The organism is Acinetobacter defluvii (genome assembly GCF_001704615.3).
In the GTDB taxonomy this organism is placed as follows: domain Bacteria; phylum Pseudomonadota; class Gammaproteobacteria; order Pseudomonadales; family Moraxellaceae; genus Acinetobacter; species Acinetobacter defluvii.
Map to the genome: position 1 here is coordinate 2,031,493 of NZ_CP029397.2, position 13,497 is coordinate 2,044,989.

Sequence of the window (13,497 nt, forward strand, 5' to 3'; positions counted from 1 at the left end):
ACTTGCTGATTTTTTTATTTCAACAATGTGCCGTTTTAAATAATCCACATATAAACAATAAAATAAGAGAAATTTTATGAATAAAACCTATTTATTAAAACAGCGATCTTTTATGTTTAATGATGAAAATTATCATTGTGTACTTGATGGTAAATATGGTGCGATACTGTATAAAAGTCACGATCTTGACCGCTTAACTGAGCAGTGGAAATCCTTAGAATTTCAATTCGCGCATCAGAGTTCATGGCTGCAAATTATCAATAATGAAAATGGTTTGGATACAAGCTCAACTTTTCAAAAAATCATTCAGAACCATAAGACTGACGTTTACCAAGTGCTCAGTGAATTAAACCGAGAAGATCTATTCAATATTTTAATCGAATTAGATGCCAATATTTTTTCATGTATTGAATATATTGACTAAACTAAATTTTATGTCTTATGGAATGCAGCAGAAAATGACTACGACATCAATGATGCGAATGTTCCTGAACTTGAACCACCACAAATTTTTCTCAGTAAAGCTGAAACTTTAGAAAAACTCGTCAATAATTATACTATTGCCAAAAATATTCCAGAAAAATTAGTAGGCTCTTTACACGAGTTAAGCGATTCTCCTGTATTGCTCAAAGCGACCATTGAACAATATCCATGTTTCCATTTTAACAATAGTGTGCTTCAAATTACTGAGCCTGAAACGGATGCACTTCTTGCTATCAATGAATTATTAAAAACACCACTTTTTCAATATAAACAACTGACATTTGATGAGATTATTCGAATTGAACAAGCTTTAAATGAAAATTTATAGAGCTATGATGATATTTAAAGATATTCATAGAATAAAAAACCTCGCTAACGTGCGAGGTTTTTTATTCTTAACTTTTAAAGCTAATATATTGCCATATGATTGCGATGAATCATTTCTAAAGAACGTGCCTCACCCAATACCTGATGCACTTTATCTGAAGCTAGCCCTTTAACGATCTCAGCAGAACGAGAGCTAAAGTTGACACGCCCTACTGCCACACGATGACCTTGTGTATCGACACATTCCACTACATCACCACGCTCAAAATGCCCTTCAACTGCTTTTACACCAACAGGCAATAAACTACGATGATTTTCTTTAATGGCTTTCACAGCACCATCATCCAAAACTAAACGCCCTGCGGTTTGTAAATGTGCAGCAAGCCATTGTTGATGCGCAGTTACACGATCATCATCGGTGATAAATAATGTACCGAGCATCTCACCCGCCATTAAACGAGCAAGGACATTGTCACTTTCACCACTCGCAATCAGCGTTGGACAGCCTGACTTTGCAGCCAAACGCGCAGCACGGACTTTAGTCAACATCCCACCGCGACCAAACTTACCACCACCACCTGCCATATCAAACAGAGATTCATCCATCGCACGAACAGTATGGAAAAGTTTCGCATCTGGATTTGAACGAGGATCAGAGTCAAACATGCCTTGTTGATCAGTGAGGATAATTAACAAATCTGCATGCACTTGACCTGCAACCATCGCAGCCAAAGTATCATTATCCCCGAAACGTATTTCGTCAGTAGAGACTGTGTCATTTTCATTGATGACTGGAATCACCCGCCAATCAATCAAGTGTTGCAGTGCATCACACGAGTTTAAATAACGACGACGATCTGCCAAATCATCATGCGTCAACAATACTTGTGCAGTTTGAATGGTATGATTTTCCAATACGCTTGACCAAGTTTGAATCAGTCCCATTTGACCAATGGCAGCACAAGCTTGCAGACTGGGTAGATCGGTGGGTCGATTCTCTAGCTTCATACGAACCATACCTTCAGCCACAGCACCTGATGACACTAAAATAATTTCGTGCCCTGCATTGTGTAGATCCGCAATCTGTTTCGCCCAATGCGAAATAGCTTCCAAATCTAAACCTTGCCCATTTGCTGTGAGTAAAGATGATCCGATTTTAACAACGATACGTTTTAAAGCCTTGAGCTGACGTTGCCCATCTACCACTTCTATCATCTTGTCCTCAGTTGTACGTTTGCTTAACGTACGTAATACACTTCCATTTCGCCATCATCACCATCGTCATCTTCGTCGTCATCACCCAACAATCCTGCAAGGCGTTGTTGACGGCGCATTTCACGATAAGCTTCTTTTGCGGCAATTGTTTGCTCACGTGTTTCAGCCTCAAGCTGATCACGGAAGGCTTTGATTTCCGCTGCATATTCAGGATCTTCAACTTCACGTTCGTGTTGTTGTTCGATTTGATCCATGAGGTAATACACAACTTCTTTGGTTCCTTCAGAAGTTAAACCTGAAGTCTTAAATACCGGTCCATCCCATTGTAATTCTGTAAGAATATGATTACACCATTCTTCTCGTTCAGATTCAGCAATTTGATCAAGTTTGTTTAAAACCAGAACAATTGGAAGTTTTGACAATGTTGGAGAGAATTTCTTTAATTCTTCCAAAATGGCTTTCGCATTATATGCAGGGTCAGAACCATCGATGGGTTGAACATCTACGATATGCAATAAAATACGTGTACGTGCCAAATGTTTTAGGAAGCGAATCCCAAGTCCAGCCCCTTCAGCCGCACCTTCAATCAATCCTGGAATATCTGCCATCACGAATGAACGGTGACTATCTGCATCGACCACGCCTAAGTTCGGTACCATCGTAGTAAATGGATAATCTGCAACTTTTGGCTTTGCCGCAGAAACTGCACGGATAAAAGTAGATTTACCTGCATTTGGCATACCCAGTAAACCTACATCTGCCAATACTTTTAACTCTAAGCGAATTTCACGAAACTCACCTTTGGTACCATGTGTACACTTACGCGGCGCACGATTGGTCGATGATTTAAAATGGGTATTACCCAATCCACCGTCACCACCACCTGCAACTAAAACTTGTTGACCATTTTCGACTAAATCACCAATGATATCGCCTGACTCAGTATCGACAATGGTTGTTCCCACTGGAACTTTCAATGTGACCGATTCACCACCTCGACCAGCACAGTTTGCGCCAGCACCGTTTTTACCACGTTCTGCACGAAATTTACGGGTATAACGATAATCTACTAAGGTACTGGTATTATCGTCGGCTTGGATATATATACTGCCGCCACGACCACCATCACCACCATCTGGACCACCAAATGGCACAAACTTTTCACGGCGAAAACTGGCTACGCCATTGCCACCGTCGCCAGCCTCTACGGTAATGACTGCTTCATCAACAAAGCGCATGCTGCCAATCCTCTAAAAACTTTAAAACCGCATATTCTGCCATATTTTGAAAAAATTCTCGAATAGAATTATTCAACATGTATTAAAATTTATCTCAACTTCATCTTTTTACTTTTTAGATATAAGAAAATCAAAACATAATATCTTTAAAACCAAGACCATTCACAAATAAACTTATAAATAACAGAAATTTAAATTCAATTTAAAAATTTGGGCGATAATTAAAGTTTTTTAATAAAATCGGATCTGAAAAGGGACGAATTGGTTTTTTAGACAAGGTTAAAGTATTAATCACATTATTAGGGAAGATTTGAATGGTATTATTAAAGGCTTCAACATTCCGATTAAAAATCGTAATGGCTGCTCCGACATTTTCATTCTGCTCTTGAATATCATCCATCATGGTTAAATACAACTGATCTGCCTTTAATTCAGGATAATTCTCAACCACGACATTTAAATTTTTCATTAAATCTTGGCTTAATTTTTCAATGTGCTGTAGTTGGGAAACATCGGCATTGCTCATATTTAAGTTCAAAATTTGTTGACGTAATTCGGTTACTTTTTCCAAAGTGGATTTTTCAAATTGGGTATATCGCGAGAGTATCCGCTCCAATCCTTCTAAAATTTTAGCTTTTTGTGCTTCAAAATTAGCAACTTCCGCCCATGCACGACGAGTTGCATTAAAATACCGAACAATATTATTGCGAATTAAAATTCCCCAGACAATCAATACCATAAAAATAGTAATAAAAATTAAAATCCCCATGCCTATTTCCCCTAATGTATTTATGAAATCAAACTCGTCATTTGCTGCTTAAATAATTCATATTCTGGCATACGTAATGTGCGCAAATGTCCTCGTAACTGAGAAGTATCACGAATTTTTTGTTTCTGTTGACGACGAGCCAATAAATTTTGATCCCCCATGTAACACAACATTCTTTCCTCAAAGTGAAAGATCACTTCCCCCGAATAGTTTTGAAAAAAATCACTTAATTTTAAAGTTAACATTGGACTAATTATACGTGCAAGTTGTTGTTGATCATAACCAAAAATATGTACGTTTTCATTTAGAAAGATATCACTGGTTGACCACTTTTTTGTATAAGGCTCAAAAAAGCTGCTATGTCGATTATTTGTAGCAATACCTAGCGGCTCTGTGCCAAAAATAAAAGCGCCCCATTGATTTTTATAAGTACTTTTCATTTTATTTGGTTCATTATTTAAAGGACTGATGGATAATTCGCTCATATAACGATAATGAAATAATAGTACAGGCAGTTTTTTATTTTCAATTTGCCATATGGTTGAAATATATTGTGTAATTTCATTGCTTGCATTACCTTTGGAAAATAAAGGGAATGCCTGTTTCAGCTTACTTATCACCAAGACGGAGTGGCTATACTGCGGTAAATACTCTGGTATCTGATTGGTTTTAAAATTATATTTCAGCTCAATCATACGATGTTCTAAAAACTCAATCACCTCATCGACAGGCTGACTCGGCTCATAGATCAGGTAAGCAATAAATAAACACAAAACACCGATGCAAAACGTTAAAGCAAAAGCAATATAAGCGTGAATAACCCACCCAAAAATTACAATGAATACCCCCACAATAAAACAAATTTGTGCAATAAAATTATGGAAATATAAATCCTTACAATCGCCCCACGGATGCAGACCATCTAAAATATCTTGTTGAGATTTTGCCTTTTGACCGATTTCCCATAAGCGTGCAACATTGTGCATCACTTGTTGATTTTTTTGTGTGGTCAAATGCAACCATCTTTCAACGACTTCGATAGGCATAATTGACCTAAAATAAAAAATTAAATAAATATATTGTGCAGATATAATTATGCTTTAAATTATTGAAATAAAAAAGCAATAGCATCTTCAATATTTTAAATACTTATTTTAGATTTTTAAAAATATAAAAAACCGAGCTAACTTCTTAACTCGGTTTTTCAAAAATTACTAAGATCAACGAAATGAATTAATCAATCGCAGGTGTATAAGTACCATCTGCAATAGCACCTTTGATGCGTTCAGCTTCTGCAAGCACGAGTGCCAACAAGTTCTGTACGTTTTCTAAAGTTGCAACTGGGCTTAAAGTCGTCATTTTCAATGATTGAACATTACCAACTTTGGTGACACCAATATTTGCTTCACCACGCGCAAACAGTTCATCTGCCACGTTTTGATTCAGTGTATCGAGTAGTTCGATTGGATAACCTTCTGGCACAACACGGAACAATACCGATGCAAACTGTGGATCAACCAACATTTCAAGACCGTCAGTTGTATTGATATAGTCTGCAACTTCACGTGTCAGCTTCACACCGTGATCGATCATCGAACCGTAAAGTTCTTCACCTAAATTTTCAATCGTCATCCACAATTTCAACGCATCAAAACGACGCGTTGTTTGTAGTGATTTAGATACTAGGTTTGGTACACCATGCTCTTCATCATAAGCTGAGTTCAAATATTCAGCTTCATAATGCATGAAACGATAGTTCGCTTCATCTTTCAACAAGAACGCACCACAAGAAATGCTTTGGAAATAATGCTTATGGAAATCCAACGTGATCGAATCTGACAATTCAATACCATCCAACATAGAACGGTAATCGTTTGAAAGAATCAATGCCCCACCCCATGCCGCATCGATATGCATCCAAGCGCCATATTTGGTGGTGATTTCACGGATTTTTTTCAATGGATCAATTGCGCCTGCATCAGTCGTACCCGCAGTTGCAACCACACATGCCACAATTTTGCCTTCAGCTTGAAGGTGTGCCATGGTTTTTTCCAGTGCATCGACATCCATCTGTGCATTTTCATTCACAGGAACAGTCACAACAGATTGGAAGCCCATGCCCATCATCGCCATGTTCTTTTGCACTGAGAAATGTGCATTTTCAGAACAAATTACTTTGACATTGCGCATTGCTTCATTTGGCACGCCATCACGCTGTACAGACCACGGATTGCCGTTTTCGTCTTTCCAGTTCTTGGCAATACACCAGTCACGTGCAAGAAGTACACCCATTAAATTCGACTGCGTACCACCTGAAGTGAACACACCTGCTTGACCTGCACCATAACCGACTTTTTGACGAAGCCAGTCAATGAGTTGCACTTCCATCAATGAACCCGCAGGGCTTTGATCCCATGAGTCCATAGATTGATTTGTTGCATTAATCAACACTTCAGCAATTTGACTGGTGACCATGGTTGGACAATGCAAATGCGCTAAAGAATGTGGATGATGTACTTTTAAACTTTTATTGAGGAAAAGTTCCACCATACGCTCAAGCGATTGGTGCAAACCTAAACCTTCTTTTGATGGGTTAAAAGAAATCGCTTGACGAAGTTCTTTAATGCTACCACCCGTATACATTTTATCGTTTTGCAACCATGCTGCGACCGCTTTGGTCGCCTCAGCCATTGCTGACTCATAGTCAGCAATGGACTTAGCATCATTGCAGAGTAACGCTTTACGATGTTCTGCAAAATCTACCATAAATTACGCGCCTCGAACTGCAACAAGAGCTTCTGCAACTGCTTTCTTAAAGCGTGCAATCGCTTCTACACATTCTTCTTGAGTAATGATCAATGGGCAAAGCAAACGAATTACTGTTCCGCCACGACCACCTTTTTCAAGCAATAATTTATTGTTGAAACATGCTGTTTGAATTGCAGCAGCCAATTGTGAATCCGCAGGAAGTGAACCCATATGATCTGCTGGCTTACGCTCGTCTACAATTTCAACACCGATCATTAAGCCACGACCACGAACATTACCAATACACGGGAATTCTTGTGCTAATTTTTTCAATTCAGCTTGTAAGAAATCACCACGCTCTTGTGCATTTTGCGCAAGGTTTTGCTCTTTGATGGTTTTGATCGTTGCAAGACCTGTACCCATTGCAAGTTGGTTACCACGGAAAGTACCCGTATGACCTGCAGGCTGCCAAGCATCAAACTTACGTTTAATTCCTAATACTGCAAGCGGTAAGCTACCACCTACTGCTTTCGACATCACCACCACATCAGGTTCAATCCCTGCATGTTCAAAAGCAAACATTTTTCCTGAACGGGCAAATCCAGCTTGAACTTCATCAAGAATAAGAACGATGTTATGACGCTCAGTCACTTCACGGATTTTTTGCAACCATTTTGTAGGTGCAGTCACAACACCGCCTTCACCTTGAATCGCTTCAAGAATCACAGCAGCAGGTTTGGTTACACCGCTTTCTACATCTTCAATGAAGTTTTCAAAATAATAAGTAAGCGCATCAACACCTGCTTCACCGCCAACCCCCAATGGGCAACGGTATTCATGCGGATATGGCATAAACTGTACACCTGGCATTAAGCCATTCACCGCATTTTTAGCAGATAAGTTACCCGTCATTGCCAGTGCCCCATGGGTCATACCATGGTAGCCACCAGAAAAACTAATCACTGTGCTACGACCAGTGTAGGTCTTAGCCAACTTAATCGCTGCTTCTGTACCATCTGCACCAGATGGACCACAGAACTGTAGACAATACTCTTCTTTACCACCAGGTAATTGCTCAAGTAGCGCTTCAGTAAAAGCATCTTTTAAAGGCGTTGTTAAATCTAAAGTATGTAAAGGCAAACCACTGGCTAAAGTGTCTTGAATACTTTTAATCACCGCAGGATGGTTATGGCCTAAAGCCAATGTTCCTGCCCCAGCTAAACAATCGAGGTATTTTGTACCTTCAACATCGGTAACCCAACAACCATGTGCTTCCGCTATCGCTAACGGTAATTTACGTGGATAACTACGAACATTCGATTCCATCTGACTTTGGCGAGTCAAGTAGTATTCGTTTGTGGAAGTGGCAGCAGGATTTACAGAAGTAACGCTCATATCGAATTACCATCTCTGATATGGGTTGAAAGAAATAAGTCGGGTGACTTGCGGTCCTTTGACTCGGTGCTTTATAGAAATCTAGTTAGTCAGAATTTTTTCATAGCCCTAACTAGGAGGGCGATAATACAGTTTTTTTCAAGAAAATAAATATCTTTTATGAACTTATTGCTTAGTAGTTCATTGGAAAAAACATTCATCCTAACTTAGACTAAGAGTATCATCATACTATGTGACAGATGAAAGAAAACTTTGAAATATTTTAAAGATTTTTATTTATGTAGTTTTCGTAGTAAGCTTTTTTAGAAAAATTACAATAACAGATTAATATTTAAAATCTTTTTTAAAATAAAATGATTTCAAAATACACCTGAAACATTACAAATCCACCACAATATCCTCGAATCTATTCCTAAACTTGGCTTTAAGATCGAAGTATCTTCAAATTTATTCAAAAATATATTTGTATATCAATATTTTTTAAGGATTTAACATGCGTTATTTAGCTTTAACTACTCTACTTTTAGGAACAACACTAAGCACTATGAGCAACGCCGCTGAAAATGAGCCTTTAAATTACAACATTGTCAATGTGCAAGCTGACGCAACACGTCAAGTTTCAAATGATGAAATGCATGCAGTTCTTTTCATTGAGAAAACCAACAAACAACCTGCTGAGCTGTCTGCACAAATTACCCAGCTCATGAACCAAGCGATTGCCACTGCAAAAAAATACCCACAAGTGAAAGTTGAAACGGGTTCACAAACCACTTATCCGATTTATGACAATGACAGCCAAAAATTAAAAGAATGGCGTGGTCGTGCTGAGGTTCGTCTAGAAAGTAAAGATTTCAAGGCAGCAAGCCAATTAATCAATGAACTACAACAGAATTTCCAAACCCAATCGATCAACTTTACTGTTTCAGATGAACAACGCAAAAAAGTTGAAAATGAACTTATGGTGGAAGCATCGAAAAACTTCCAACAACGTGCACAAATTTTAACCCAAGCATGGAATAAATCTGCATATAATTTAGTTAGTTTAAATATCAATACCAATAATTATGCACCTCAACCGATCATGATGCGTGCAAGCATGGCAAAGTTTGAAGCCGCTGATGCGGGGGGTGGGCAAAATATGGCTGCTGGCGAGTCTAAAATTACTGTAAATGCAAACGGTTCAATTCAGTTTAAATAAGGACTGTTGCCTATTTTAGGCAGGACTTATTTGAATACATAGAAACAGCAAACCGATATATCGTTTTGCTGTTTTTTTATTAGAAATATACAGATGGTCATCACAAATTTTATTTACAATGTTGCCTTTAAGTTACCTATATATTTCATTTTAATGACAAGATGATTAAAGTAAGCAGCCGACGATTTGCCTGTTTGAATATAATGTCGATTGAAAACTTAAATCTTGCCTTATTTAATCTTTTAAATGCACCAGAACATGCATCATCATTTATGGTGCGCTATGCGATTTTCATTGCCAATGATTTATTGTATTTAATGATTTTTGCGTTTGCTATCATGTGGTTTCGTGGTAACGAAAATGTCAAAAAACAGATTTTAAAAGCGTTTATTTTTACCTGTATTACACTTTCAATTAGTCAACTGATTTCTCATGTTTTTTACTCACCACGACCTTTTATGATGGACTTGGGAATTACACTCATTCAACATAAGCCAACTGGTTCATTTCCAAGCAATCACATGACTATTTTTAGTAGTATTGCGTTTGCTTATTACTTTTCAGTACAACGTGAACTTGGCAAGTTACTCATACTTATCGCATGGTTAGTCGCGTGGTCACGTGTGTATGTGGGTGTACATTTTCCTATTGATATGTTGGGCGCTTTTCTACTGGCGTTATTAGTCAATATTTCTGGACTAGCGTTATGGCACAAATATAAAGACTTTATTTTAAACTTAGTCTTGGCAATTTATTATCGTGTTTTTAAGCCTTTTATTGATAAAGGCTATATAAAGTAAATGAGAATGTAGCCTTATCCAACCCATCAAGTTTCACTTAATGAGATTTCATGGTTTATCATTACTTTTATTCCCAATATTTCTAGCATAAACTTCCCACTCTTCCTCCAAGCAGATCGATAATGGAATATCAAAGTATTTTGCTGAGCCTTGGCTTTTTCGCCTTTTGTGGTGGGCTTATTGATGCTGCGGTTGGCGGTGGTGGCTTGATCCAATTACCTGCTTTAATTCATGCACTTCCAAAACACAGTTTAGCTACTGTTTTTGGTACCAATAAAATCATCGCTATGGCAGGTACAGTTTCTTCTGCTTTTGCTTACTTTAAGAAAGTAACAATCAATTGGAAATTAGTACTTCCAACTATGCTGGCTGCTTTTATATTTTCTTTCTTTGGTGCAATGTCAGTTTCAATGATTCCCAAAGAATTCATGCGATATATCGTATTTTTCTTATTAATCACCATTGCAATTTATACTTTTGCTAAAAAAGATTTGGGTAAGATTCATACGGTTTTACAAGCAGGTAAAAAAGAAATCGCGCTTGGAATCTTGTTTGGTGCAGTTATCGGTTTCTATGATGGTATTTTGGTCCGGGCACAGGCAGTTTCTTATTATTTTTATTTGTAAAGGTGTTTGCTTTCGATTTTTTAAATGCTTCCGCTTCTGCAAAACTGGTTAATGTTTCAACCAATGCTGCTGCAATCTTTTTCTTTATTCCCACAGGCCATGTGATTTGGCTCGCTGCAATGATATTAGCAATATGTAACATTTTAGGTGCGATCACAGGTACAGCACTTGCTATGAAATATGGCAGTGGATTTATCCGTATTTTCTTTTTGATTTTATTAATCTTTTTAATTGGACGAATGGGTTATGATTTATTCTTTCAATCATGAATTAAAATCGCTTTGGATCCGAAAATATATGCATATACACCATTGATATGTGCTGAAATAACAGGACACTTCCACTTGGGAGATTTTAGGCAGCTAACTTGTAAATTTAAACTTGCACAACTTCTGGCTTGATTTTTACTGCGCCACCCACTTGTTTTTCTTCAATCAAAGGGACTGTATCTGGTGGAGTTAACTCAATTTTCGCCATATTTCACCTCACAACTTTACTTTATAAAGTTCAATCACTTCTTTTACTCACAACTTAACTGTTCAGCTAGTTCATTCAAATAAAAGAAGTTTCAATTTTTATTTTAAAATTTCATTAGATTTTTAGCTTTCGATTTTATCTAAAGCACGATCTTTTAAACTTAAATTTCCACGAAGAATATCTGCCAACATTCTCCAATCAGAAATAAAACTATATAAAGGCTGCTTAAAACTTGCAGGTTTATTTTTCTCAAATACAAAATGCCCCACCCATGCGCAAGCATAACCAGACACTAAACCATATACGAAATATTTTGCTTTACGCTGACGAATGGCTTTATTAAAAAAATACAAACCGACACTACTGCCCAAGGCATGCAAACGACGACTGCTAATATTGCGATGTTCAGTTAAATAAAAACGATAAAATTCAGAATAGTTTTTAATGGGAAGTTGAAATTGTGGTTGGGTCATCAATTCTTGCTTAGATTCAACTTGGCTATTCACGATGGTTTCCTTTTGAATAATTTTTATCTCTTTCAGAGTATAGTTTCGTTTTAAAAAAGGCAATCTGCTTTTCGACAGATTTTTTGTGTTTTGCCTAAGATGGTAACAGGATTGATCTGCTTTATTTTTCAATATCCGTTACAATTTCAATCTCTCAGTCTTAGTGTATTTTGAGTTGATATTTCAACATTTTTTAGAAAAATTTACGCTAAGATTAAAGTGATGATTATTGTTGTTTAGGAAAATTCCATGCTTGAAGTTGAGTTAAAGTTTCAGATTCCAGAGGCTCGTCGCAATGCACTTCTCAAGGCTTTAGACCCCAAAAAATCTGAAATAATTCAATTACAAGCCAAATATTACGATACTGAAAAAAAAGCATTGGCAGAACATTCTGCAGCTTTACGCCAACGGCTTGAAGGCAGTCGATGGATTCAAACTTTAAAAGCTATGGGAAAAAGTCAACTCCATCGCTTTGAAGATAATCATGATCTGGGGGAGTCAGAACAAGCACCTGAGTTAAATTTAGAGATTTATCAACAAAATCCTGAAGCATTACAAATTTTAAAAAATGCCTTAGGTGAAACGCATGACCAGCTGAAACTACAGTTTGAAACTGATATTCAACGTACTTTTCGTGTGTTTCAGTACCAAGATGCAGAAATTGAAATCAGTCTCGATATTGGGAAAATTCGTACCGAAACGGCTAAGCGAGACATTTATGAAGTAGAATTTGAGCTTAAGAATGGCTCAATCCAATCCCTCCTTGCTTTTAGTTTTGAATGGGTAAAAAAATATCAACTCTGGCTTGATGTACGCAGTAAAGCCGAATTTGGCAATTTATTACTTGAAAATAAATCTGTCAGTCCAGCCAAGCTTGCTAAAGAACTCACTTTAAATAAAAAAGAATCTGCAGATTTTAATTTAAGATTGCTTATTGCTAATCAATTACAGCATTTATTGCCCAATATCGCTGCAATTTCCGCACATGTTGCTGAGCCTGAGCACTTACAACAGGCACAAATTGCACTGCATCATTTACATTTAAGTATTTGTTTATTTAAGGAATGGAGTGAGGATATTTCAGATAAATGGGCGTATCAATTGGCAGCATTTAAAAGTCATTTCCAAAACTTAGCGCATTTTGAACATATGCAAAATACGTTGGGTGCGTTATTACAAAATCCCAAAACTGCAGAGAGCTTGGACAAAGATATTTTATATGCTAAAGAAAAGTTAAATAATTTAGTGAAATCTACGCTGAATGTTCAACATTATTTAGAGCTGCTTATGTTCAGTCTAAATGACGAAAAGCAAACTCAAGCACATGATTTAAAATGGTTTGCGCAAAATACTTTGCAAAATCAGTATAAACAATTGCAAGAAAGCTTAACTCATGCTGATCTTGCTGACCTCGAAACCTTAGAGGAACTCGCATTAAGATTAAGTGAATTAAAATTTAGTTTTCCAATTTTAACCACGATTTATGATGTCAAAAACTTGCAAAAATATGGCAAAGCACTGAATGATGCACAACATGCTTCTGAACAATATCAAGTACTTGCTTCATCTGCATCATATCTACAACAAAGCGATCTAGAAGCGAGCGACTGGTTTGCTTTAGGTTGGCTCACGGCAAAACAAGAAGTTTATGCAGAAAAACTATTAGAAGCGACAGAGCAATTCCTCGTCAGCCGTAAGTTTTTAAAATAATTGAA

12 protein-coding genes and 1 pseudogene are annotated in these 13,497 nt (G+C 37.2%); 6 read left to right on the forward strand and 7 right to left on the reverse strand.

Annotation, left to right across the window (positions count from 1 at the left end; genetic code table 11):
• Positions 1 to 76 precede the first annotated feature (76 nt).
• Both DJ533_RS12150 and DJ533_RS12155 read left to right on the forward strand, forming a co-directional pair.
• Positions 77 to 424, forward strand: a complete 348-nt coding sequence (locus tag DJ533_RS12150; RefSeq protein WP_065992717.1) for a hypothetical protein — start codon at positions 77 to 79, stop codon at positions 422 to 424.
• Positions 425 to 673: 249 nt separating this feature from the next.
• Positions 674 to 811 carry a hypothetical protein gene (locus DJ533_RS12155; RefSeq protein ID WP_171488562.1) on the forward strand — a complete coding sequence of 46 codons (138 nt, stop codon included), beginning with the start codon at positions 674 to 676 and terminating at the stop codon, positions 809 to 811.
• Positions 812 to 891: 80 nt separating this feature from the next.
• On the opposite strand, the gene proB is transcribed toward DJ533_RS12155, so the two are convergent.
• From proB to DJ533_RS12185, 6 genes are all read right to left on the reverse strand, one after another.
• Positions 892 to 2,025 carry a glutamate 5-kinase gene (gene proB / locus DJ533_RS12160; RefSeq protein ID WP_065992714.1) on the reverse strand — a complete coding sequence of 378 codons (1,134 nt, stop codon included), beginning with the start codon at positions 2,023 to 2,025 and terminating at the stop codon, positions 892 to 894.
• A 23-nt stretch (positions 2,026 to 2,048) separates the two neighbouring features.
• Entirely contained in the window at positions 2,049 to 3,263 is a 1,215-nt protein-coding gene (gene cgtA, locus DJ533_RS12165; protein WP_065992712.1) for an Obg family GTPase CgtA, read from the reverse strand.
• A 202-nt stretch (positions 3,264 to 3,465) separates the two neighbouring features.
• Positions 3,466 to 4,032: a LemA family protein gene (locus tag DJ533_RS12170; protein WP_065992709.1), complete on the reverse strand. Its 567-nt coding sequence runs from the start codon at positions 4,030 to 4,032 to the stop codon at positions 3,466 to 3,468.
• 20 nt (positions 4,033 to 4,052) lie between these two features.
• Positions 4,053 to 5,078, reverse strand: a complete 1,026-nt coding sequence (locus DJ533_RS12175; protein WP_065992707.1) for a cation diffusion facilitator family transporter — start codon at positions 5,076 to 5,078, stop codon at positions 4,053 to 4,055.
• Positions 5,079 to 5,265: 187 nt separating this feature from the next.
• Positions 5,266 to 6,798, reverse strand: coding sequence for a pyridoxal phosphate-dependent decarboxylase family protein (locus DJ533_RS12180; protein WP_065992705.1), 1,533 nt, complete (start codon positions 6,796 to 6,798; stop codon positions 5,266 to 5,268).
• Positions 6,799 to 6,801: 3 nt separating this feature from the next.
• Positions 6,802 to 8,175 carry a diaminobutyrate--2-oxoglutarate transaminase gene (locus tag DJ533_RS12185; protein WP_065992703.1) on the reverse strand — a complete coding sequence of 458 codons (1,374 nt, stop codon included), beginning with the start codon at positions 8,173 to 8,175 and terminating at the stop codon, positions 6,802 to 6,804.
• A 493-nt stretch (positions 8,176 to 8,668) separates the two neighbouring features.
• On the opposite strand from DJ533_RS12185, the gene DJ533_RS12190 reads away from it, so the two are divergent.
• The 3 genes and pseudogenes from DJ533_RS12190 to DJ533_RS12200 all read left to right on the forward strand — a co-directional run bounded on the left by DJ533_RS12190 (position 8,669) and on the right by DJ533_RS12200 (position 11,068).
• Positions 8,669 to 9,373, forward strand: coding sequence for an SIMPL domain-containing protein (locus tag DJ533_RS12190; RefSeq protein WP_065992701.1), 705 nt, complete (start codon positions 8,669 to 8,671; stop codon positions 9,371 to 9,373).
• A gap of 203 nt (positions 9,374 to 9,576) precedes the next feature.
• Positions 9,577 to 10,173 carry an undecaprenyl-diphosphatase gene (locus DJ533_RS12195; RefSeq protein WP_065992699.1) on the forward strand — a complete coding sequence of 199 codons (597 nt, stop codon included), beginning with the start codon at positions 9,577 to 9,579 and terminating at the stop codon, positions 10,171 to 10,173.
• Between the two features lie 122 nt (positions 10,174 to 10,295).
• Positions 10,296 to 11,068 (forward strand): annotated as a pseudogene (locus tag DJ533_RS12200) (sulfite exporter TauE/SafE family protein).
• A 330-nt stretch (positions 11,069 to 11,398) separates the two neighbouring features.
• Here DJ533_RS12200 and DJ533_RS12205 read toward each other — a convergent pair.
• A complete protein-coding gene (locus tag DJ533_RS12205) occupies positions 11,399 to 11,749 on the reverse strand; it encodes a DUF962 domain-containing protein (protein WP_171488617.1) in 351 nt (116 codons plus the stop codon).
• 282 nt (positions 11,750 to 12,031) lie between these two features.
• Here DJ533_RS12205 and DJ533_RS12210 point away from each other — a divergent pair, with 282 nt between their 5' ends.
• A complete protein-coding gene (locus DJ533_RS12210; protein WP_065992695.1) occupies positions 12,032 to 13,492 on the forward strand; it encodes a CYTH domain-containing protein in 1,461 nt (486 codons plus the stop codon).
• Positions 13,493 to 13,497: the final 5 nt, after the last annotated feature.